Source organism: Maribacter litopenaei (assembly GCF_025244665.1).
GTDB classification, from domain to species: Bacteria; Bacteroidota; Bacteroidia; order Flavobacteriales; family Flavobacteriaceae; genus Maribacter; species Maribacter litopenaei.
Window position 1 is genome coordinate 807183 of the sequence record NZ_CP104205.1, and the last position, 22198, is coordinate 829380.

Annotated in this window: 27 protein-coding genes, 1 other RNA gene and 2 pseudogenes; 13 read left to right on the forward strand and 17 right to left on the reverse strand. The window is 40.2% G+C overall.

Annotated features, from left to right (window positions below; all coding sequences use genetic code 11):
• Positions 1–15: 15 nt before the first annotated feature.
• From NYZ99_RS04220 to NYZ99_RS04270, 11 genes are all read right to left on the reverse strand, one after another.
• Positions 16–369, reverse strand: a complete 354-nt coding sequence (locus tag NYZ99_RS04220) for a TolC family protein (RefSeq protein WP_260573749.1) — start codon at positions 367–369, stop codon at positions 16–18.
• Positions 312–1394 (reverse strand): TolC family protein, encoded by a 1083-nt coding sequence (locus tag NYZ99_RS04225; RefSeq protein ID WP_260573751.1) that lies wholly within the window; start codon positions 1392–1394, stop codon positions 312–314. The genes NYZ99_RS04220 and NYZ99_RS04225 overlap by 58 nt, the downstream gene beginning before the upstream one ends.
• Positions 1395–1554: 160 nt before the next feature.
• Positions 1555–1686 (reverse strand): DUF2188 domain-containing protein, encoded by a 132-nt coding sequence (locus tag NYZ99_RS04230; protein WP_260575328.1) that lies wholly within the window; start codon positions 1684–1686, stop codon positions 1555–1557.
• A 47-nt stretch (positions 1687–1733) separates the two neighbouring features.
• Positions 1734–1916: a hypothetical protein gene (locus NYZ99_RS04235; protein WP_260573753.1), complete on the reverse strand. Its 183-nt coding sequence runs from the start codon at positions 1914–1916 to the stop codon at positions 1734–1736.
• Positions 1917–1997: 81 nt separating this feature from the next.
• Positions 1998–2813, reverse strand: a complete 816-nt coding sequence (locus tag NYZ99_RS04240) for a DUF2309 domain-containing protein (protein WP_260573755.1) — start codon at positions 2811–2813, stop codon at positions 1998–2000.
• Complete coding sequence (locus tag NYZ99_RS04245) at positions 2770–3684, reverse strand: putative inorganic carbon transporter subunit DabA (protein WP_260573758.1); 915 nt, start codon at positions 3682–3684, stop codon at positions 2770–2772. The genes NYZ99_RS04240 and NYZ99_RS04245 overlap by 44 nt, the downstream gene beginning before the upstream one ends.
• A gap of 19 nt (positions 3685–3703) precedes the next feature.
• Positions 3704–4375 carry a DUF2309 domain-containing protein gene (locus NYZ99_RS04250; RefSeq protein ID WP_260573760.1) on the reverse strand — a complete coding sequence of 224 codons (672 nt, stop codon included), beginning with the start codon at positions 4373–4375 and terminating at the stop codon, positions 3704–3706.
• 4 nt (positions 4376–4379) lie between these two features.
• Positions 4380–5429, reverse strand: a complete 1050-nt coding sequence (locus NYZ99_RS04255) for a proton-conducting transporter transmembrane domain-containing protein (protein WP_260573767.1) — start codon at positions 5427–5429, stop codon at positions 4380–4382.
• Positions 5377–5823 carry a hypothetical protein gene (locus tag NYZ99_RS04260; protein WP_260573769.1) on the reverse strand — a complete coding sequence of 149 codons (447 nt, stop codon included), beginning with the start codon at positions 5821–5823 and terminating at the stop codon, positions 5377–5379. Before NYZ99_RS04260 ends, NYZ99_RS04255 begins: the two co-directional genes overlap by 53 nt.
• Positions 5824–5853: 30 nt before the next feature.
• Positions 5854–6060, reverse strand: coding sequence for a hypothetical protein (locus tag NYZ99_RS04265; protein WP_260573771.1), 207 nt, complete (start codon positions 6058–6060; stop codon positions 5854–5856).
• Between the two features lie 66 nt (positions 6061–6126).
• Positions 6127–6435, reverse strand: a complete 309-nt coding sequence (locus NYZ99_RS04270; RefSeq protein ID WP_260573773.1) for a hypothetical protein — start codon at positions 6433–6435, stop codon at positions 6127–6129.
• Between the two features lie 91 nt (positions 6436–6526).
• Between NYZ99_RS04270 and NYZ99_RS04275 the strand changes: the two genes are divergently transcribed.
• Positions 6527–7450, forward strand: a complete 924-nt coding sequence (locus NYZ99_RS04275) for a LysR family transcriptional regulator (RefSeq protein ID WP_260573776.1) — start codon at positions 6527–6529, stop codon at positions 7448–7450.
• A 197-nt stretch (positions 7451–7647) separates the two neighbouring features.
• Here the strand turns inward: NYZ99_RS04275 and ssrA are convergent.
• Positions 7648–8048: a transfer-messenger RNA gene (ssrA, locus tag NYZ99_RS04280) on the reverse strand.
• 279 nt (positions 8049–8327) lie between these two features.
• Here ssrA and NYZ99_RS04285 point away from each other — a divergent pair.
• Positions 8328–9530 carry an NAD(P)-dependent oxidoreductase gene (locus NYZ99_RS04285; RefSeq protein ID WP_260573778.1) on the forward strand — a complete coding sequence of 401 codons (1203 nt, stop codon included), beginning with the start codon at positions 8328–8330 and terminating at the stop codon, positions 9528–9530.
• Here NYZ99_RS04285 and NYZ99_RS04290 read toward each other — a convergent pair.
• Together NYZ99_RS04290 and NYZ99_RS04295 are read right to left on the reverse strand one after the other, a co-directional pair.
• Positions 9527–10006: an Sb-PDE family phosphodiesterase gene (locus tag NYZ99_RS04290; protein ID WP_260573779.1), complete on the reverse strand. Its 480-nt coding sequence runs from the start codon at positions 10004–10006 to the stop codon at positions 9527–9529. The genes NYZ99_RS04285 and NYZ99_RS04290 overlap by 4 nt on opposite strands.
• 29 nt (positions 10007–10035) lie before the next feature.
• The gene (locus tag NYZ99_RS04295) at positions 10036–10641 is read right to left on the reverse strand and encodes a PHP domain-containing protein (RefSeq protein ID WP_260573781.1); all 606 of its coding nucleotides are present in this window, start codon (positions 10639–10641) and stop codon (positions 10036–10038) included.
• Between the two features lie 90 nt (positions 10642–10731).
• On the opposite strand from NYZ99_RS04295, the gene NYZ99_RS04300 reads away from it, so the two are divergent.
• Entirely contained in the window at positions 10732–11112 is a 381-nt protein-coding gene (locus tag NYZ99_RS04300) for a DUF1801 domain-containing protein (RefSeq protein ID WP_260573784.1), read from the forward strand.
• Here the strand turns inward: NYZ99_RS04300 and kdsA are convergent.
• The gene (kdsA, locus tag NYZ99_RS04305) at positions 11109–11927 is read right to left on the reverse strand and encodes a 3-deoxy-8-phosphooctulonate synthase (RefSeq protein WP_260573787.1); all 819 of its coding nucleotides are present in this window, start codon (positions 11925–11927) and stop codon (positions 11109–11111) included. The two genes, NYZ99_RS04300 and kdsA, sit on opposite strands and share 4 nt — an antisense overlap.
• A gap of 76 nt (positions 11928–12003) precedes the next feature.
• Between kdsA and NYZ99_RS04310 the strand changes: the two genes are divergently transcribed.
• The 3 genes and pseudogenes from NYZ99_RS04310 to NYZ99_RS04320 all read left to right on the forward strand — a co-directional run bounded on the left by NYZ99_RS04310 (position 12004) and on the right by NYZ99_RS04320 (position 15633).
• Positions 12004–12585: a hypothetical protein gene (locus NYZ99_RS04310; RefSeq protein WP_260573789.1), complete on the forward strand. Its 582-nt coding sequence runs from the start codon at positions 12004–12006 to the stop codon at positions 12583–12585.
• A 166-nt stretch (positions 12586–12751) separates the two neighbouring features.
• Positions 12752–14553: pseudogene (typA, locus tag NYZ99_RS04315) on the forward strand (translational GTPase TypA).
• 291 nt (positions 14554–14844) lie between these two features.
• Positions 14845–15633, forward strand: a complete 789-nt coding sequence (locus NYZ99_RS04320) for an SDR family NAD(P)-dependent oxidoreductase (protein ID WP_260573792.1) — start codon at positions 14845–14847, stop codon at positions 15631–15633.
• A 37-nt stretch (positions 15634–15670) separates the two neighbouring features.
• Here the strand turns inward: NYZ99_RS04320 and ppgK are convergent.
• A pseudogene (gene ppgK, locus NYZ99_RS04325) lies at positions 15671–16420 on the reverse strand (polyphosphate--glucose phosphotransferase).
• Positions 16421–16559: 139 nt separating this feature from the next.
• Positions 16560–16859, reverse strand: a complete 300-nt coding sequence (locus NYZ99_RS04330) for a hypothetical protein (RefSeq protein WP_260573794.1) — start codon at positions 16857–16859, stop codon at positions 16560–16562.
• Positions 16860–17118: 259 nt separating this feature from the next.
• On the opposite strand from NYZ99_RS04330, the gene NYZ99_RS21290 reads away from it, so the two are divergent.
• From NYZ99_RS21290 to NYZ99_RS21320, 7 genes are all read left to right on the forward strand, one after another.
• Positions 17119–17631 carry a hypothetical protein gene (locus tag NYZ99_RS21290; protein WP_338039301.1) on the forward strand — a complete coding sequence of 171 codons (513 nt, stop codon included), beginning with the start codon at positions 17119–17121 and terminating at the stop codon, positions 17629–17631.
• Between the two features lie 56 nt (positions 17632–17687).
• Positions 17688–19052 (forward strand): hypothetical protein, encoded by a 1365-nt coding sequence (locus NYZ99_RS21295; protein ID WP_338039302.1) that lies wholly within the window; start codon positions 17688–17690, stop codon positions 19050–19052.
• The gene (locus NYZ99_RS21300) at positions 19040–19939 is read left to right on the forward strand and encodes a PEP/pyruvate-binding domain-containing protein (RefSeq protein WP_338039303.1); all 900 of its coding nucleotides are present in this window, start codon (positions 19040–19042) and stop codon (positions 19937–19939) included. The genes NYZ99_RS21295 and NYZ99_RS21300 overlap by 13 nt, the downstream gene beginning before the upstream one ends.
• Positions 19940–20026: 87 nt before the next feature.
• Positions 20027–20254 (forward strand): hypothetical protein, encoded by a 228-nt coding sequence (locus tag NYZ99_RS21305; RefSeq protein ID WP_338039304.1) that lies wholly within the window; start codon positions 20027–20029, stop codon positions 20252–20254.
• A gap of 13 nt (positions 20255–20267) precedes the next feature.
• Complete coding sequence (locus NYZ99_RS21310; protein ID WP_338039305.1) at positions 20268–20486, forward strand: serine hydrolase; 219 nt, start codon at positions 20268–20270, stop codon at positions 20484–20486.
• Positions 20487–20493: 7 nt separating this feature from the next.
• Complete coding sequence (locus NYZ99_RS21315; protein ID WP_338039306.1) at positions 20494–21294, forward strand: serine hydrolase; 801 nt, start codon at positions 20494–20496, stop codon at positions 21292–21294.
• 250 nt (positions 21295–21544) lie between these two features.
• Positions 21545–22060 carry a hypothetical protein gene (locus tag NYZ99_RS21320; RefSeq protein WP_338039307.1) on the forward strand — a complete coding sequence of 172 codons (516 nt, stop codon included), beginning with the start codon at positions 21545–21547 and terminating at the stop codon, positions 22058–22060.
• The last annotated feature ends 138 nt before the right edge of the window (positions 22061–22198 follow it).

The window sequence follows — 22198 nt, forward strand, 5'->3', positions numbered from 1 at the left end:
CGGTATAAGTCTATTCTAATCTGTATCTGTTGTAATTGTGCTGCCGAGATAATCCCTTCTCAGTTGCTGCTCCGCATCCAAGCCCAGCAGGACGTCCAAATAGGGACTAAAACCATTAAGGAACTCCACGCGTAACTGTTTGTTACTTTTCTCTGCCAATTCCAACTGCCTTGCTATGTTTTCTAAGCGTTGTTTTTGCATAATGTCCCTAGTGACCCCATTTTCTACTTCTTGGAATGCAGTTAAGGTAGTTTGACCATATTCATATAGTCTTTGGCGTTTGATGGCTTCGGTTCTGTCTACCTCGGCACTTAATTGACCACCATAAAATAGGGGACCAGTAAATTTCCGGCGATGGAGTAGGCCCAATTCTCAAAGAGATTGTCAAAGTTGTTGGAACGTAATTGCCCACGTGCACTTAGGGAAAGTCTTGGGTATTTGCTTTTGACCGCTGAAGCCATATCACGATCCGCGGCTAACAGTAGGGCATACGACCTCTGTATATCGGGACGGCGTCTTATTAATTCCAGTGGCAATCCTGTTTCAGGTAAATCAGTGAGTTTTGGTAAAGAGGAGGTTTCTAGTTCAAGGTTTTCTTGTGGTTGTCTACCTAGGAGCACGGCCAATTGATTTTCGAGCAATTCTACATTGGTCTGAAAAATGATGCGCTGCTCCTTGGTGCTTTCCAATAATTGCGCCTGCCGTAGTATATCCACAGCCCTAATTTGACCCCCAACAAATCTGGAACGAATCAACTTAATAATGTCTTCATTAACTGCTATCTGTTCTTCCGTAATCTGCAATTGTTTTTTGGCTATTACCAGCTGATACCACGTAGAGGCGATTTGGGAGGACAATGTTATGGCTGCTGTCCGATAATCGAATAAACTGGCATCCGCTCTAAGTTTTTCTGCCTGCACAGCGGTACGTATCCTTCCCCATAAATCCACTTCATAGGAAGTGGAAAGTCCTAATTGGGTATTTTCACCACCCACAAAATCAGGCTCCGGGAAGTTTCTTGCCGTTTGTGCGGAGGCGTCGATTTGGGGCCATTTATTGGAAGCCTGTCTGCGAACGACAGCTTTGGAAGCCATAAACTGCTCCCAAACTGCCGCCAAATTCATATTGGACTGTAGTGCACTGTCAATTAATGTATTCAGTTGTTCATCCTCAAAAGTCGTCCACCACTTTTCCTCTATAGCCAAGTTGCCGGAGGAGGAAAATTCCTGGACATTTTCAATAGGGAGGGAAACATTCGTATACTTGGGCGAACATCCAAAAAAAAGAAGTAAAGTAAATAGTAAATATGCAATGGTTTTCCCTTTACTGCTTACTAGTTTTAAGGGTATATTTTTAAGGAATTTTTGGATAGTTGGTTGAGGTATTTTTACCATATCCCATAAAATACCCCATTTTCACGAATTTGTCTATTAACAAAAACTTAAAAATCAATCCTATACGCAGATGGATTTTGAAAGAGCTAAAGATTAAATTAATATAGCACCATTTGTCTTTTCTTAACGCTCTTGAGGGTTTGTATTCTATTCATAAACCCTAATCATAATAACTGATGCGGTCACGAATCTCTCCGTTCTCACGATGAATGATCACATCGGAACTATATCTCTTTGCCAATGTGGTTGCTTTGTTTATGGCCGTGCTTTGTTTTCTGTGTTTACTGGTTATCCTTTTATTGCCTTCACGACGAACGGCCCACCCATCTTTATACGGAACTACATGTTGATGCCAGGTCCGTCCTCGGTTTTGGCTTCGGAACTCCTAAAAAAGACTTCTAGAAGTTCGATTATAGTACGTACAATGGATTTATTGATGGCTACTACTTTTCTATATGATACTCCAATATAGTACTTATCCTTATAATTTAATTGACGAAATACAAGAAAAAAGAAAGCCATCTTGACAGATGGCTTTTAAAAAAATGGAGGTCAGCTATTATTTTTTTGCTAATACAAAAACTAAAGTTGCCGTTCCATTGACTAAATTGTTACTTCTTCGTAGACTTTGTTTATTAAAGACTTATGAACCTTTTGATTATCTTTTAAAGTAGATACCAATTGCTCAGGCTTCCATAGGGTTTCCAAATTTGTTTCTGGATCCATGATGATGAGATGAAGCCATTCATTTGAAATCAGGGATATAAGCGACTCATTAGAATCCAAAATTTTGGTTACTATATTAATTGGTGCGTTGATGACCACTGTCAATCGTAGGGGTGGATGATACGGAGTATCTTTTTCATTGTAAAGTGACTCCCAGGGAAGCCCTCTTTTTAGGTCACCACCATTACCCTGCACCACACCAAATTTACCAGTAATATTATGGGTTGTTTTGGTTCCTGCACCAAAGGCGTCATTATCTACGGTGGCGAAATAATAGTGACTATTGATCCATTGGGTCACTACCATGGGCCCTTGCATAATGGCTTCCAAAGCCTTTCCACTCGTATCCTTTTCCCAATTATATGAATGTAGGAAACAACGACCATTGAGGTTATGGTTTTGTGTCAGTTTTCGAGGGCCTATTACAAAACTGGCGTTTTTGGCAAGACCCCATTCCGGTCTTGTTTCGCCCCAATTGCTTGCATTCAATTGTGCCAGGGCAACACTGTTCTTGGTACGTCCCAATCGTTCCTGTGTTGCGGAAATTTGGGCTTTTTTCAGATTGGCTTTCAGTTTGGAAAGGGCCATTTTGTGCGATGACGGTGTATCGGCTTCAAAAAGTATGATTTCATCCGTTGTTGTATTGTGTTCAGCTCCTATAAATAAGGTCGATTCTCGGAATGATGATATCATGCTCTTTAAGAAGTATATTCCTCACCTCTTTTTCATTGGCCATATTGGCCAACATTCGGGCATTATGACGTCCTGGAGTCGCTGCGCAGGCACCACAATCGAGACTAGATCCGAATGGGTTATTGGCTGAATGACTTCCATGACCGGTAAAAACAATGATCGGCGCAAAATCCTTCCATCCCATAAGGTCAAAGGCGGATTTTACGATAGCTACTTTTTCGGATAAAGTAATGGACACATTCTGAGGTTCCTTATTTTTTGTGTTATTAATATAAGGACTACATGCTGCTTCATACACATTATTATTTTTATTTCTCCATTGATAAAGCCTTCTTGAAAATAGCGTCCGTGCCGTTATGTTTAACCCGTAGAGGAACCCCGAACCCTCTACAAAACCAAAAGTGGAAGGCAGCATATTTTTCATCCGTTTTAGGAAGTAGTTCCAAAAGCTCTTCACTTCATTTTTTTTATCCAGCTTACTTTTGAAATTCTCTTTATCCTCTTTAGCCCTTTCTGATACCACATAGCAGGATTCTACAATTGGCGGACAGGCCTTTTGCAACAAACCGTTCCTTGGGTTTTCGTAATCCATGGCTATTCCAAAAAAACCTGCATAGCCAAAGGTTTCATAATTTCCCTGGGATTCCACATGCCTGCGTATGAGTTCTGATCGCGTGTCTATACAGAAGACCATCTGTACATCGGGTGAGGTATTTTTATTTTCTACAATATCGATGGAAGATTTTTTTAAGGTCTGTAATAGTTTCTTTTGCCAACTTTTCTCCCAGGCCAAGAGCCATATATAGTGTAGTTCTGCTGAATGGTCCAAGGACTTATCGGGCCTATCTTTTATAACAAGTGGGTATCCCATTTTTTTGCTGGCCCAAAGTCTAACGGCCGAGATAATCCTTAAGGTCTATTGGAGCCTCCCTTTGCCAAGCGTGAAGTTTTTCACTTCTGTGCTTTATGTAGCCTGTCCAACCTGGTAGGGCGGCCAAATGTTGATCAAGCACCATCAAGATTGTTTCTTCCGATTGCCCTTTTAGCAAAATTTCCAATGCTTCTTCGCTGGTTTTGGGAATCATGTTCATACCAATCTTTCCTAAACTATCATCGTATGGTGCCAAGTATCTCCAGGCCATGTAAAACCCCTCTGTCTTGAAAGGCATTTGCCATTCGGCCAAACCTTCGTCCAAAAAGGAGGAGAGCCATTTTACCATGTACTGGTCCAAAGCGCATTCCTTATGGCCAGTTTTATTGGCCGTCCTAGTTGCCATAAGTTCCAAAGAAACCTCCGGGGTATGGGCATATCCCTTTTTCTTTAATAGTTTCTGTATTTCAAAGTGATCAATTTCCCCTCTTTCCAAGGCTTTCCTATAGACAGAGGCCTTTGGAAACATGTCCGCTTCTAAAAGACTTTCCGCCTTTTTTACGGCCTGGAAAAAATGTCTTTCCTCGTAACCACTAAGAGGGTTGGAGGTTACAAACGAATATAGTGGCCAAGTGTCTCCCACATATTTGGATGCTTTCTCTATTAGTCTTTCTATTTCCGAATGGTTCATTATATTAATTTTTGGATGTTGAAAAGGTTTTTTTATGAGGCTGGGACAAGCTCAAAAGCTTCATATATAACCAGGGTATCTTTCTATATGTGCCCAATTTCATGATGAAGAAACCGATTAGAAACACGACTCCAAAAGCAACTTGAAATGGGTTTATTGACGTTGGGAATGCAATTACTTCCATACCGGTCATGAAGGTGGTGACTATTTGATAGAAAAGTGCATAGATTGAAATTCCCGTAATAAAAAGTACTGGGGGCAGAATTATTTTCTGCCATCCTTTTAGTGGATTAAGCTTAATAAGATTATAAGTCATTTGTCCGACCGTGATAGCGGCAATGAGTGTCAAAAAGATTCCACTATCCCAATTCATACCTTTTCCAGTAAGTCTCGAGAACAAAAAGGCTCCCACCAAACTAAAACTAGCTACTATTACTGATTGAAACCATTTTATCCTAATGGACGGTGGTGCCTTTGGATGAAGTTTTTCTATTTCCTCACCGCTGGATAGAAAAAGGGAGGCTTTGTAAAATCCATGAAGTATGAGATGGGTAATGGCCGCGTTGAAATAGCCCAATCCACATTGCATAATCATAAATCCCATCCGGGCAATAGTGGAACATGCCAAGCGTTGCTTAACATTTACTTGAATGAGTTTGGTGAACTGGGCCGTAAGGGCCGTAAGCCCACCAATAATCAAAAGAATATCTAGAGTGTTTGAGGCTATCACTATAGGTGCCAATAGCGTTAATATGATTCCGGAGCCGTTCACAAATCCTGCATGCATGAGGGCAGAAGCTGGGGTGGGAGCGGTCATGGAAGAAAGTAACCATTTATGGAAAGGGAAGATGGCAGACTGTATCAAGGCGGCCCCAATAATGCAAAGTGCCGAAATGAGAAGTGCATAGTTTGGTATTTGGTCAAGAGTGGCTATCCACCTACTAAGCGCAGTACTGTTGGAGTAAACCGCAGGTATCAAAAGCCCGATGCCTAATAGAAAACTACCTGATAAAAAATACTTTCTCGGAAAGTATTTTGGCCTCTCTTGCTTCACTCCAATCCATATGGAATCCAATAAGTTTGGACATTACCCATCCCATTAGTAACCAGCCAATAAGAAGTAATACTAAATGTTCGGAAATCAGGAAGAATTGTACGGAAAAGGTGAATGCAAGGCACAATAGCATAAATTTTGATCGTTGTCCCCGCTCTTTAAAATAGAACTTCGCGTATGTTCCAATAATTGCACTGAAAAAGAAAACCGTGGTCGTCAGAAGCAAGGTGAAACCATTGGTTCTCAGTAAATTTTCCCATTGCCATTCCGGAATATTTGGAAAATAGCTGATAGCAAAAATCAAGTTAATAGTGAACATGATCCAAAATAAAACCGGGATCGTCCCGGTTAGGCCTGCCATGCCAAATTTTAGGCTCAAATCTTTTGTATTCATTGTTTGCAGTCTTGTCATTTTTTTGAAGAATTATAGTTTCTCTTTGACCTGTTCTTTATTCTTTTCAGAACCTTTTATGCTTCCCATTGAATGAACAAGGGTCGTTAAACCAATAATGAAGGCACAAATCAATATTTGATCCATGAAGATGGACTCATTGAGATAGGAAAAGCCTATAAGAATGATCATTGCTAGGGTGCATAGTAGGGTGGGAATTGCTTTTCTTGGTATTTGCATGTTTTGTTATTTTGAATAAGATTATTAAGTGTGCCGTTTATTGATTGATCCAATAGGCTGTGCTCTTTAATCCAAGAACTTCAGGCTAAGAGTACCGTTGATTGAAATGTTGACCCCTTTGGTTCGGGCTTCGCTGATAATGTCCTTGGCCAATTGCTTTTCTTTTAACAGTTCCTGAATTCTACTATCCAAACCACTGGTGCTGCTTCTGTGGTTTCCTTCCCAAATCTGTAATCTTTGAATTTTATGAAAATTGATTTTTTCGTCGATTAGGGCGGTAATGACGTCCGATGCTTCACTTGGCGTAAAGGTCCCATCTACTAGTTGAATTGTTTTTTTTGCTTTTTTGGTTTTTGACAGTTCTTGAGTTTCCATGAATATGTTTTTAGGATTTACGATGCAAAGATTAGCTATATTTATCATTAAATTTTATTTATATTTATAATGATAAACATTAAAATATTTTATGAATTATACGTTGCACCAACTTCAGATATTTCTTAAAATATCTGAATTACAGAGTATTACAAAGGCTTCGGAAGAATTACATCTTACCCAGCCTGCGGTATCGATTCAACTAAAAAATTTTCAAGATCAGTTTCCAATTCCCCTGACCGAAGTGGTTGGAAGGCGACTTTTTATAACTGATTTTGGGATCGAAATTGCCCAGGCGGCAGAAAAAATTTTAGGGCAGGTACAGGAAATAAATCACAAGACGGTCGCTTATCAAGGTAAGTTGTCAGGTAGACTTAAGATATCGGTTGTATCCACGGGAAAATATGTGATGCCCTACTTTTTGTCAGACTTTATGAAGGAGCATGATGGTGTAGAACTTAGTATGGACGTTACCAATAAAACTAAAGTGGTACGAAGCCTGGAACGAAACGAGGTCGATTTTGCCCTAGTGTCCGTGCTTCCCGAAAAATTACAAGTTTACGGAGTGGAACTGATGCCCAATAAATTGTTCTATGTGAGCAATTACCAACGAAATTTTCCCAAAAGTTTTTCTAAAAGACATCTATTTGAAAAAATTCCGTTGATTTATAGAGAGCAAGGTTCTGCAACCCGAAATGCCATGGAGAGTTTCATTTCCCATCACCATTTTACAGTGAACAAAAAAATGGAACTTACTTCCAATGAAGCCGTTAAACAAGCCGTAATCTCCGGATTGGGCTGTTCCATAATGCCCTTGATAGGGATAAAGAATGCATTAAAAAACCAAGAGCTTAAGATTGTTCCGATACGAGGACTTCCCATTATCACCAATTGGAACCTGATCTGGCTAAAATCAAAAAATCTTTCACCGGCCGCACTGGCTTTTTTGGATTATGTGTCCCGGAACAAAGAGAATATAATCAAGGAGAAGTTTAATTGGATAAAAGACTTTTAAAAAACAAAAAAGCCACCTAAGAAGGTGGCTTTTATAGTGGAGCCGGAGGGATTAACTTCGTTCCTCACTTCTATCCAATGTTGCAAATAAGAAACCACGAAGCCGAAGCTGCTAGTTTTGTCTTTTATTCATTTACAAAACTTCGTTTTGACATTCCATAAAAAACAAAACCACGCCAAGGCGTGGTTTCTTGAGTGTCGTGGAGCCGGAGGGATTCGAACCCTCGTCCAAACAAGCAACGTCAGTGCTTTCTACATGCTTAGTATCTGCTTGGTTTTCGATGTACACCTGACCGAGAAACCGCCTAATGTACACTTATCTTCTTAAAGTTTTAGAGGCACCGCCAAAGCGAGCGGATACCCTTGTGTTGACTTTTCCGGTGCTCCTAAATGAATCGCCGTCAACAAGGGCTATTCAGGAACATCTCGCTTCCCTACCTTGTAGGGACGAGGCAAATCTTACTATAATTCAGATTATGCGGCAAGAGCGTAATTATTTTCGCCAATTAAAAGTGTGAAGTATGATATTAACGAGCTGTACCCCAGCGCTCGGCATGCTTACAATGCCATTGGTCTCGCTGTCAAAACCAGTCGGCCCCTTCAATGAGTTAGATTAGCAATGCTAATCGTAAACGAATTGAACTCTGAGTACTTCGTCCATGCTCAGCATAAACTGCGCCGAAGGGACTAACTCAAATCTGCAATTCTCCCATGATTTTTTTCAAAGAACTTTTTTGCGTTCCCTTTTTTCAAAAGGTCGGGCTATCGGTGGTACACGGTACCTGCCTCTATCCCTAACCCGGGTAGCAAAGCTAACAAAAGTTTGCGCACCGCTACAAATCCCTTTACATTTATGCAATATTTATACCAAAGCCAATATGAAGTTCGGAATCATCAGAGAGCGTAAGAATCCCCCTGATCGCCGGGTAGTTTTGTCACCGGAAGCCTGCCAAAAAGTCGTGGGTACCTTCCCCAAGGCTCAGATTATTGTTGAACCTTCGCCCATCAGGGCATTTGATGATGCATCGTACAGACAATTGGGGATACCGGTGGAAAATTCCATGGAATTGTGTGATGTACTTTTGGGGGTCAAGGAAGTCCCAATTGATGCACTCATTCCCAACAAGAAATACTTTTTCTTTTCCCATACCATTAAAAAACAGCCTTATAACCGGGATTTGTTGCGGGCAATTCTAGAAAAGAATATTGAGTTATATGATCATGAAGTTATAACCAATCCCAAAGAACAACGTTTGGTGGCATTTGGCCGCTATGCAGGTATTGTTGGAGCCTACAACGGATTCAGGGCATACGGACTAAAATATGATCTGTATGACTTGCCCAAAGCAAACTCATTACCTGACCAAAAAGCCTTGATTCATGAATTGAAAAATATCAAACTCCCCAATATTAAAGTATTGCTTACCGGAAGGGGCAGGGTAGGGAATGGGTCTCGCGAAATGTTGGATGGAATGGGGATGCGAAGGGTGAACGTTTCCGAATACTTGGAGGAAGATTTTAACGAACCGGTCTATTGCCAAATAGATGCGGGCGAGTATAATAAGCGAAAGGATGGGGTACGTGGAAATAAGGCCAATTTTTTTGCCCATCCCGAAGAGTATAAATCCAACTTTTTCCGTTTCGCAAAGGTAACCGATTTCTACATTGCCGGACATTTTTATGGTCAAGGAGCCCCTTATTTATACACAAGGGAAGATGCCAAACATCCTGATTTTAAAATCAAGGTCGTAGCGGATGTTAGCTGTGATATTGACGGTCCAGTTGCTTCCACTATAAAACCTTCGACTATTGCAGACCCCATTTACGGTTACGACCCAAAAACGGAAAAGGAAACCGATTATCAAAATCCGAATGCCATTGCAGTCATGGCGGTAGATAACCTACCCTGTGAGTTACCAAGGGATGCCAGTGAAGGTTTCGGTGAGGCCTTTGTGAAAAACGTCATTCCTGCCTTTTTTAATGGTGATCAAGATGGGATTCTACAAAGGGCGCGCATGACTCAAGATGGGAAGCTAACGGAGCGATATAGTTATTTACAGGACTATGTGGATTGGAATTAATTATCAGGATTTACCATCCAAGTAACTACTGGTTGTGTTTCAGGGGCCACAAAACAGCCCAAGGCCCTTAGTTTTAGTTCCACAGATGTCTTTCTTTGCAATGTTTTTAGGTGCAGGGTTTTCGTTTGTCCCGCTTCAATTTCAAAAACCGGAGAACTATCATAGAATGTGTACTCCGAATCATTTTGAAATAAAAGGTCGCTACTGGTGACATTTTTTAGGGTAATTTGTAATACATTACTTTCCTCTGCATACTTTGCCGATTCCACCTTGATACTTGCCTCCAAAAGTGGCATCATATACATCGCTTTACCGACCCATAAATCGTTGTAAATGGCCACGGTCCTACCGGCGAAAAGGGCTTCCTTTATGGAGGGAAGGCTCTTTTCCTTGGCAAAAACTAAGGTAATAGGGCGGTGATTCCCTTTTTCAGTATAGTCCCAATCAATAAGCCCATGGACATCGCTGGTTCCCATAATGGTTAGGTTTTTTGAGAGGGCCAAGGCTAAGGATTCCTCCGCGTAATCGGTAAAGTTAATAACCTCGATACCATGAAGTTCGCCATTTTTAATGCGTTCTTTTTGAAAGTCGCTGAGAATAGGGTTTCCATCAGGGTTTTGGGCGTACCAGGCAGGATGATTCCGAATACAAAGGCTCCTTGTTTTTTTGCTTCCGTAAAGGCATCGGCTGCCTTTTCTTGTAAGATAGGATTGGCATCGTCTATAAAAACAGCGTTATTATGGCCCATGGGAGCACTACGTGTAATTTCGGAACCATGTACGATCAAGAGATCATAGTCCGCAGCCTCCTTTAAGGCTATTTCATAGGAACGGTTTCTATCCGGATGCGGAATATCCTGTGAATGTGGTTGGTATTCCAAATGTTCCGTAAGGGAAATTACATCCAGATTATCCCTAAGGGCTTCCTGAACCCGGATGTTGGGCCATACATTGCCATCGGAAAATACGGTATGCATATGCAAGTCGGTCTTGATGCTTTTATATCCAGGAATATCCGGAAAAGTCAAGGGTCTAGAACTACGATGTGTGTGCTCTTGTCCGACTAATAAAATGGTGAAAAATAAAAAAAAGAAAGGGATGATACTTTTCATAATCAAGGAGTTTGCTCAAATGTACGTGTTGGTCACATTAAAAATAATATTCTAAATTTAAGAAAAAGTAAAATCAGGTTTTAATAAGCTATGAATCCGGCCGAGAATTATATTTTGAACCAACCCGAAACATTCCGAAGCATTTTGCTCCACGTAAAGGCTGTGGTTGAACATACTATACCAGATGCCTCCATGAAGTATAAATGGCGCATCCCTTGTTTTTATATCGATAAAACCCCTCTGTGCTATTTAAACGTTTCTCATAAAAAAGGATATGTAGATGTTGGGTTTTGGAACTCTGCCCATTTGACGAAACACCTCGATAAAATGGTTTCCGAAAAAAGAAAAGTTGTTAAATCCCTTAGATATACCTCTCTAGAAGAAATTGATGACATAATCCTATGTCAGGTATTGCTAGAGGCCCAATCCTTAAAAAGTAAAGGCTTTTATAGAAAAGAGGATATTGCTTAAAACGAATTCACCACCTTTCTCAGGGCCACTAAGTCCGTCAATAATTTTTCCATCAAGCTTAAATCAAGCATATTGGCACCATCACTTTTGGCATTGGCAGGGTCAAAATGGGTTTCAATAAAAAGACCGTCAACTCCAGCGGCTATTCCCGCACGGGCCATGGTACTTATCAAGGCGGGTCTTCCACCGGTAACCCCTGAGGATTGGTTGGGCTGTTGAAGCGAGTGGGTGACGTCCAATACCACCGGTGCATATTGTTTCATAGTTGGTACTCCCCTAAAATCTACGATCATATCCTGGTATCCGAACATAGTACCACGATCGGTGATGATGGCTTGTTCATTGCCAGTTTCAGTAACCTTGTTAACGGCATGTTTCATACTTTCCGGACTCATAAACTGTCCCTTTTTAATATTGACCGTTTTTCCGGTTTCCGCCGCTGCAACGACCAAATCGGTTTGCCGAGCCAAGAAAGCAGGGATTTGTAAAACGTCCACATATTCGGCTGCCATAGCGGCATCCTGTTCCGTATGAATGTCCGTAATAGTAGGAATCTTAAAAGTTTCCGATACCTTTCTCAGAATTTTAAGTGCCTTTTCGTCCCCAATTCCGGTAAAGGAATCCAATCTGCTGCGGTTCGCTTTTTTAAAGCTCCCCTTAAAAACGTAGGGAATTTTAAGGCTATCGGTTATTTTTACGATATGTTCCGCGATACGCAGGGCCATTTCTTCTCCTTCAATTGCACAAGGCCCTGAGAGCAAAAAGAAATTATTGGAATCTGTATGTTTTATTTGGGAAATCTTGGACAAATCCATCTTATAAATTTTTCCTAAAGATAGTACTATTCCTTGGTTTTGTTTTTAGATTTAGTCACAACAACCATCAATCAACATGAACAAAATTATCTTTCTATTCCTAATTTTAGTGGGCCTAACGGCGCAATCGCAAAGTTACGGGGTCACTGAGAAGGGTTTCGGTATCGTCAATCCGGAACGGCATCAATTTAAGTTTGATTTGTTTTCCCCGGGAATATCCTATGAACTGGGAATCATTAAAAATGTAAGCGCCTCGGGAGGATTGGGATTGGGCTATGCTACCTATGAAGAAGGGTATGCGGTTGGGGTAACCTTACATACAAGGGTTAGATATTACCATAATTTTAATAGAAGGATACGAAATAATAAAAATGTTTCGGGAAACTCCGGAGATTATTTCGCCGCTGCCCGAAGCATCTTTTTCTCTCAAGGCAGACTGGCCACCAATATTGAGGGACCGAACGATTTTAATTTGGGAGTGTACGGTCCGGTGTACGGCATCCAACGGACCTACCCCAAAGGTTTTAATTTCAATGTAGAGCTGGGGGCAGTTTATTATAGGGGAGATGGGGTTCCCAATGGTTATGGGCCTTTGGTGAACTTTACATTCGGTTGGGTGGCCACTAAAAGAAAATCTAGTAAACCTGTTTTTGATTAATTCCTGTTCTTATTCCTGGTAATTAGAATAATTAATGTAATCTGAAAAATATTCTTTGGATTTTTCCAGGGTAAAACCTCCTCAAAATCAATAAGATAAAAATAACATTTGTTTGGTCATAGCAAAGGAAATTAAGACTATCTTTGCGCGCTTAAAATAAGGCCTTATGTCCAACACAAAAAATATTGCGATTATCGCACACGTAGACCACGGTAAGACCACCTTGGTAGATAAGATCATGTATCACTGTAGTTTATTTCGTGAAAACGAAAATGCTGGTGATTTAATTTTGGATAACAATGATCTAGAAAGGGAACGTGGTATTACCATTGTTTCCAAAAACGTTTCCGTTGTGTATAAGGACACAAAAATCAACATCATTGACACTCCTGGCCACGCAGATTTTGGAGGGGAAGTAGAACGCGTATTGAACATGGCAGATGGTGTGTTGTTGTTGGTTGATGCCTTTGAGGGGCCTATGCCGCAGACCCGTTTCGTACTACAAAAGGCCATTGATTTAGGATTAAAACCATGTGTAGTCATTAATAAGGTGGATAAGGAAAACTGTACACCAGAAGAGGTTCATGAAAAGGTTTTTGACTTGATGTTCGAATTGGGGGCCGAAGAATGGCAGTTAGATTTTCCAACAGTTTATGGTTCGGCCAAACAGAATTGGATGAGCGAGGATTGGCAGCAACAAACAGATTCTATTGAGCCATTATTAGATATGGTTATAGAGCATATACCTTCATTTGATCCAAAAGAAGGAAATACACAGATGTTGATTACCTCCTTGGATTTTTCCTCCTTTACAGGGAGAATTGCTATTGGTAGATTGCAGCGCGGAACATTGAAAGAAGGTCAACCTGTATCTTTGGTCAAAAGAAATGGTAATATCGTAAAATCTAGGATAAAGGAGCTTTTTACATTTGAAGGCTTGGGCCGTAAAAAGGTACAGACAGTTGAAGCTGGCGATATTTGTGCTGTGGTAGGAGTGGAAGGATTTGAAATAGGTGATACTGTGGCAGACTTTGAAAATCCGGAAGGATTGAAAACCATTGCCATAGATGAACCTACTATGAGCATGCTCTTCACCATTAACGATAGTCCGTTTTTTGGAAAGGATGGTAAGTTCGTTACCTCTCGCCATATAAAGGAGCGTTTGGAGCGCGAGTTGGAGAAAAACTTGGCATTGCGCGTAAATGAAACGGATAGTGCAGATAAGTTTTTGGTTTTTGGTCGTGGGGTACTTCATTTATCCGTGTTGATAGAGACCATGAGAAGGGAAGGATACGAACTTCAAATAGGACAGCCACAGGTAATCATAAAGGAGATTGATGGTGTAAAATGTGAGCCTATTGAATATTTGACCATAGATTTGCCGAGAGGAAGTTTCAGGTAAGGCCGTTGAGATGGTTTCTATCCGTAAGGGAGAAATGACCAGTATGGAGGCCAAAGGGGACAGAATGATCTGTGAGTTCCAAATACCTTCAAGGGGAATCATCGGTTTGCGAAATCAATTGTTGACGGCAACTGCAGGTGAGGCGATTATGGCACACCGGTTTTTGGAATATCAGCCTATGAAGGGGGATATACCTCAGCGTCAGAATGGTTCTTTGGTTTCTATGGAAACAGGTAAAGCAATACCCTATTCAATTGATAAATTACAGGAGCGTGGTAAGTTCTTTGTGGATCCGGGAGAGGATATATATGAAGGCCAAGTTATTGGTGAAAACTCCGAGAGGGGATGATATGACGGTTAACATTACCAAGACTAAAAAACTGTCCAACGTTCGTTCTTCCGGAGCCGATGAGAAGGCGAAAATAGTTCCGGCCATTAAATTCTCCTTGGAGGAGGCATTGGAATACATTCAAAAAGACGAGTATGTAGAGGTGACTCCAAAACACCTTAGATTACGGAAAATTTTCTTAACAGAAAATGATCGTAAGCGTAATAAAATAGCTTAATTGAAGGTCCTGATTTTTTCAGGGCTTTTTTATTTCGTTTTGTCAAAGTCGGAAAAACCCAAAATTTCTCTTTGAAGTGGGATTTCTAATTGATTGCACTTTATTTCCCATTGCCAAACTATTAATTTTTTAATAGGTTTTTTTCTATTCATGAATATAATGAACTTGATAAATATCAGTTTCACAATTATTTGTTGAACCTTAACTTTCCTTTAAGCCTACCTAGTTTTTTTTCCTAATTTGAAGTCTCATAATGACTTAAACTAACTAACAAACTCAACGAGAACCAATATGCAATTAAAAGGAAAAAGAGTACTCATTACAGGGGGTACAAGGGGGATAGGTAGATGTATGATACAAGAACTGATTGATCAGGGCGTATCGCACATAGGCATTATTGCAAGAGATAAAAAAAGTCTTAAGGAATTGTCCGAAGGGTATCCTGAAGTTAAATTCATTCGTATTGCAGGGGATGTGGCCAATATTGACATTCTTAGGGAGGCGGCAGCCAGGATTGAGGATAAATGGGGTTATTTGGACGTGTTGATCAATAATGCTGGAATAGTATCGGCCGGACCAACTGAAGAGTTGCTAGACGAGGATATTTATGACCAGGTCGCGGTGAATTATACTGCGATTTTACTCTTGACCAAATACTGTATTCCTTTATTGAAAAATGCTGAAGAAAGTGCTATACTCAATATTTCATCGGGATTAGGATTAATAGGAATGCCGTTCTATTCTGTTTACGGAAGTACCAAAGCAGCCGTTCGGCAGTTTTCAGATTCTATGAGAAGGGAGTTAGCTCCTTTTAATATATCTGTTACCTGCTCCTTTCCAACTGCAACGGATACGGATATGATGCAAAAATTTGAGGGTGTGGAAATGGACACTCCAGAGTATGTTGCCAAAAAATCAATCGAGGGACTTGTCAACAAAGAGCTCCATGTTATTTTTGGTGGTGAACAACGGATTAAGGATGTGGAGATGAATTTTTCTGACCCTAAAAAGTTTGACGCCCAGGTTGCCAAAACCTATGACCAATTTAAACAATCAAGTGAGGGACATAAAGCCATGTAGTGCCACGGCCCTTTTTTATATTTGTCGTCCTACTTTTTTACACTTTGGGTGCCTTATGCATACTTGCCACGGCCGCTCCAATAATACCGGCATGGTTTTGTAATTCTGCAGGTATTACGGGAGTTTCAATTGTAATTTTTTTCTTGAATTGTTTAAAGTCTTTGGAAGCGCCCCCTCCAAGAATAATGAGGTCCGGGAAATGATGAGCTCCACATATTTCAAAAAAGTATTGAAGCGTTTCCCCCATTTTTTATAGGAAAGACCTTCTCGTTCCATGGCGCTGCCCGCTGCCCAAAGTTCTATCTTACTGTATTTCTTATAAGGAATTTGACCGAGCTCAAAATTGGGAATCAATTTTCCATTAAAAAAAGCCCCGCTACCCAAACCGGTTCCAATCGTGATCATGACCACAAGTCCCTCTTTTTCTCGACCAACTCCATAGTTCATGGTGGCATAACCAGCAGCATCGGCATCATTGATGACCGTAAAATCCGAGACCTGTTTTTTTCTCCAGCAGCTCTTCCACATTAACACCTAACCAGCTAGGGTCTAAATTTCCGGGGGACTTACAAATACCTTTTTTTATAATGGTAGGAAAGCCACAGCCTACTTTGCCCTTATAGTCGAAATGTTGCACTATTTCGGCAATGACATCGGACATGGCTTCAGGTGTTCTTGGTTTTGGAGTGGGGATACGAAACCTTTCGGTCAGCATTTCGCCAGTTTCCGAGTTCACCAATGCGCCTTTTATTCCAGAGCCACCTACATCAATACCTAGTAAAGTCATGTCGAAAATTTATAAGAGACCACAAAGAAACAAAAAAGATTCTTTTCCTAGAATTTTAGAGTCTACTACATTGTTTTGGCGAGAATTAGGGCCATAAAAAAAGGATCGAAGTCCTTTTCCAATTGAACCAAAATTTAGGTTATTCCAGTAATTTAAGGCTAATGATGGTGTTGTACTCTATGTCATCATCCTCTCCCGTTTCAGAAGAAAATGTAATGCTAAAAAGTTTTCCAACAAGTGCTTCGTCCATTAAGTCAAAAGCCTCAGAGGCTTCTTCGGAAATGTCATGAAACTCTAAAATTTCCCCATTATCTCCAGTAAAATAATAGATACCGTCCTCATGCCTGTCATAGGTTCCACTTACGCGAACGGTATCTTGAAATACCTTTCCGCTCAGGGTGGTTGCAAACATGATGAAAGTGATTAAAAGTGTTTTCATTATGTATTTTCTTTTAGTTTTTTTCTAATTATTTTGATTTTTCCCATTTCTATGGAAGGTTTTAAATCAACACAAATGAATATATTTTTTTTGAATAACTAATTTTTAAAGAGTATTATTTTTAAATTTTCTTCAAGCATTTAAAATGCTGCTTTTTAGTTTAATAATTATGATTTAGTTCAACTGAAACCTTTTAGGTATTTTACTATGGAATTACTTTTGATACTACCTTTACGGTAGAAAAACTTAAATATTCTTTATGGGATTAAAGAGGTTTCTTTTAGCTAGTTTCTTGATTGCTTTGGGGTTTCTAAATGTCTTTGGGCAAAATCAAAGTTCGGATCCAATAAAAGTGATTGTCGAAAGGTATAAAAATGACATTAGGGGACCTTATAAGGATATACGCTGGTTCTGTACCGATGGAAGTATAAGGGGCCCTAAGGATCCTTGCCCGGATAACATAGGACCTGGAGTTCAGCATGCCAGGTATAAGGATGAAGTAGTGTCCTTGGGAAAGACGGATGGTATTTATTTAGGCCAAATTTTAGCGTATACGGACATTTCGGATTTACGGGACAAAGCAAACAATCACTCAAGATTAAAACAATATCAGCTGGACAAATATTTAAGGCTGGTTGATGATGGTTGGATCAATAGGAAAGGACAGTTTTATAGAGGTTCTGTTCAGGTGGAAGATGAAGAGGCTTGGGGGTTGGATTTTTATAAGAGAATATTGGTACGCAGTGAAGTTCGGAGGAGAATTTCTACTTAATAAGACAGTCCTTAAAGGATATTCCACACAATGGGGATGATAATATTGCGCAATTGATGCGAAGTCAATCCAAGGTGATTTCTGATTTATACCAACCTTTTATGGATTTAAGAACCAAGATCCACAGTCAGCCTCAGAAAACGGATATTCAAAAAGTAATTGATTTCAAAAGCAAGCATAATTCAATGTTGAGCAATGACATAGCTTTAAGGTTGGATGAATTGGTAGGGACGATGAGAGCTTTTTTTAAACCAGTGGATCTAGGGCAGCAGTTAAACCGGTCAAAAGCCATCAAGGACTTAGACATAACAGCCAAAATAAAATCGTTTTCCGAACAAATGAACAATGATTCAAAAGCTGATATAATTGTAAAAGAAGCATCAGAGCTTCTTTTTGATATACGCACTGGTATTTTGGATGTAAAATCACCTTTTGCCGGATTGGAGCTTCTAGACATGTCACTCAAATTGGAGGAATTATTGTTTCAAACAGCACCCAGTTGGGAACCAAAAACCCTGAGCGGGCAATTAGAAAAAATATGTGCTTTGACCACAGCTTCTGCTGGATCAGGCTATCTAGAGCTTTGGGAATGGAACCGGATTTCAGGTGTTCTTAATAAAGGGGATGAAGCATCTTTATCACTGCAAGAGCTATCCTTATTATTGGACACTGCCCGCGCTGCTGTGGAATGGAGTGCTTCAATGGTGAAAGCAAATTATCAAGAAATAGTAATTAGGTATGCTGATTTTGAACCAAAGACATATGGTTTTATAGATGACCGCATAAGAGGATCCATAGCATTGCATTTAGGAAAAACAGTTGGAGAATTAGGGAACTTTATAGCTCGGGAGTCTGCATTGTCGAATAAAGTTCTAGATCTTCCCAACCAAAGTTCTGTAAGGGGCCTTAATCCAGGATATGCATTTGGAGAGCTGGTCGTAATAGATGGCTCGTCGGAAGATATTGAGGTCTCGTCTGACAAGATTTATATTTTTCAAAGATCACCGTCAGATTTAAAACCTGTGGCCGGAATAGCTACTGTGGCGGAGGGAAATATGGTTTCCCATGTTCAACTTTTGGCACGTAATCTTGGAATACCAAATGCCGCATTATCCGATGAAAATTTACAAGACCTAAAAAAGTTTGATGGGGAAATGGTCTTTTATGCGGTTTCTAATAAAGGGAATGTGATATTGAAACTGGCCGGTGATATGACGGAAACCGAAACAAAACTTTTTGAAAAAAAGGAGCGAAATACGGACAAGGTTGCCGTACCCATTGAGAAAATTCGGTTAAACAATACAAAAGTGCTGGATATGCGTACGGTAGATGCCTCTGATTACGGGCAACTTTGTGGATCCAAAGCTGCCAATTTAGGGCAATTGAAAAAAATGTTTCCGAACAGGTTGTGGAGGGTCTAGTAATACCTTTTGGAATATTTAGGGAACATATGGGCCAAAATATGCCGGGGCAGGAGCTCTCCTATTGGGACTATCTCAATAAAATGTTCAAAGAGGCCGAAGAAATGCGAAAGCAGGGTATATTGGAAGAAGAAGTGGAGAATTATCAGCTACGGGAGTTAGAGACTTTACGAAAGGCCATAAAGGAGATGCCTCTGAAAGATGGATTTCTAAATCAATTGAAAGAAAAGTTTAAGTCCGTATTGGGAAAGGATTTAGGTGCTATTCCTGTATTCCTGAGGAGCGATACCAATATGGAAGACCTTAAGGATTTTACTGGAGCCGGTCTAAACCTAACCTTGTTCAATGTTCTTGATGATGAAAAAATACTCAATGGGATTAAAGAAGTTTGGGCATCGCCCTATACTGAGCGTAGTTTTAAATGGCGGCAGAGGTACTTATTGAATCCTGAAAATGTATTTCCATCCATTTTGGTCATCCCTAGTGTAGATGTGGAATATTCGGGGGTCTTGATTACTAAGGGTATAAATTCAGGAAATGAAGACGATCTTACAATAGCGTTTAGTAGAGGTGCAGGTGGAGCGGTAGATGGGCAATCTGCAGAATCCTATACCATTTTTAATAAAGGGGGATATCGTCTGCTAGCGCCGGCACGAGAGCCAAAATATAATACCTTGCCACAAACGGGCGGTACTGGTAAGAAAATGGCAACCTTCGAAAATCGTGTTGTCAAGGAGAAAAATATTTCCGCTATTCGAAATCTTGCCAAGGACATTAGGGAAACCCTTCCTAAAGAAACAGACCCTGATTATAAGGGGGCCTATGATGTAGAATTAGGGTTCCAAAACGATAAATTATGGCTGTTCCGAGATAAGACCTTTTGTTGAAAACAAAAATGCGATTAGCTCAGACTATTTGGAATCGATAACCCCGAAAATTGATTTACAAAAACAAATATTCCTAAATAGAAGTTTATGATTAAATACGGAATAGGATTACTGGCAATTTTACTGTTAACATCTGCTTTCGCGACATTTTCATTTTACCCAATTGATGGCTATGAGCGTACAGGAATTAAGAGGCTTAAAAGGTTGGAACAGGTAAAGAATGGAGAGGTCAAGGAATCCACCTCGATACCATCCGGCGCTTTGAAATCCTATATGGATATTGAGCTAAATTTAGTTTCCGAGAAAAACGGATAGTGTAAATCTTCTAATGACCGTTGATTCTGATTTTCAAAAGGAAATCAATTCGCTTTTTAGGGGTTTGGATAAAAGTTACTCCCTAACTATACTGGATATTTCTGACGACGAAAATATAAGATATGCAGAGCGCAATGCAACGGCCGGTTACCAGCCTGGGAGTGTAGGGAAGTTAGCAGTGTTGACGGCGCTATTTGATCAGCTGGCAAAGATATATCCGAGACTCTTTTGAAAAGCGTTTGGAACTACTTAAAAACAAGAAGGTAAAGGCTGGAGTATGGGGATTGACCGATGAGCATACGATACCTGTTTATAATTTGGAAAAGAATACATTGGTTAAAAGACAGGTAGTGGCCAGTGACGTTTTTAGTCTTTTTGAGTGGGCAGATCACATGCTATCAGTAAGTAATAACGGGGCCGCAAGTGTAGTATGGCGGGAAGCTTTACTTATGGCCGCTTTTGGGGAGAAATATCCGGAACTTTCACAAGAAGAGACAGATGCTTATTTTAAGGAAACTCCCCGCAAGGAGCTGACAGATCTTAGTAATGATGTAGTAAACCTTCCCTTGAGAGATTTGGATATCACTTCAGATGAATGGCGCTTGGGAAGTTTTTTTACAAAAGGGGCGAATACATATGTCGGGGATAAAGGTGGGAGTATAGGAACTCCTTTCGGTTTAATGAAATTTCTGATTCAGTTGGAACAGGGCAATGTAATAGATGAAGATTCAAGTTTAGAGATGAAGAGGCTAATGTACATGACCGATAGGCGCATCCGTTACGCACAATCCCCATTATTAAAGGATGCCGCGGTTTATTTTAAATCAGGTTCGCTCTACAAATGCGATCGCTCCAAAGGAGAGGAGTGCGGAAAATATATGGGCAACGTAACCAACTTTATGAACTCTGTAATTATCGTAGAACATCCGGATAATTGTAAATATATGGTCGTCTTAATGACCAATGTGCTTAGAAAGAATTCTGCAAGTGACCACATGTATCTCGCCGGTAATATTAATAGGATGATCAGAAAACAATGAAAAGACGGACTTTGATAGTATCGACTAAGGATGTTTAATAAATCACCCAATTCAACATATACCAGATTAATAATTAAAATAGTGTTTTTTAATGGAGTAGTGAAAAGTTCCCCTGATTGGGTAATAAATGCATAATTGTATTTCTACCTCTTCTTTCTTTGTTAAAATTTGTCTTAATTTTAAATTTCAACCTTTTCGTTGGGCTTTCCAAGGCTTTGACGGATGGACTAAGAAAAGAGTACAATATCTTATGACGGAGAAAAATGCTGAAGAGCAGCGCTTGGCCACGGAGGATAACTATAAGAACTGGAAACGATGGGGGCCATATCTCGCCGAAAGACAATGGGGAACGGTTCGCGAGGACTACAGTGTAAATGGTCATGCATGGGATTTTGTGGATCATGACAAAGCTAGAAGCAATGCCTACAGATGGGGTGAGGAAGGAATTGGCGGGTTCTGTGACTCCCGTGAAATTTTATGTATGGCACCGGCTTTTTGGAACGGCAAGGATACTATATTAAAGGAACGCTTATTTGGCCTCACCAATGGGGAAGGAAATCATGGGGAGGATGTAAAGGAGCTCTATTTTCATCAAGTTTCTACACCTACCCACTCCTATAATAAATACCTTTATAAGTATCCCCAAAAAAAGTTTCCATATGCAGACCTTGTAAAGAAGAATAAATCCAGGAATCGCGAACAACCTGAATACGAAATTCGGATACAAAGGCCTTTAAGAACAATACTTATTTTGATTGCTTTATAGAATATGCCAAGGCGGACGTAGGGGATATCCTTATGAAAATTACCGTTGTAAATAGGGGGTCAAAAAAGGCATCGATTCACGTGCTTCCGCACCTATGGTTCCGTAACTTTTGGAAACACAATAAACGTTTTGAAAGGC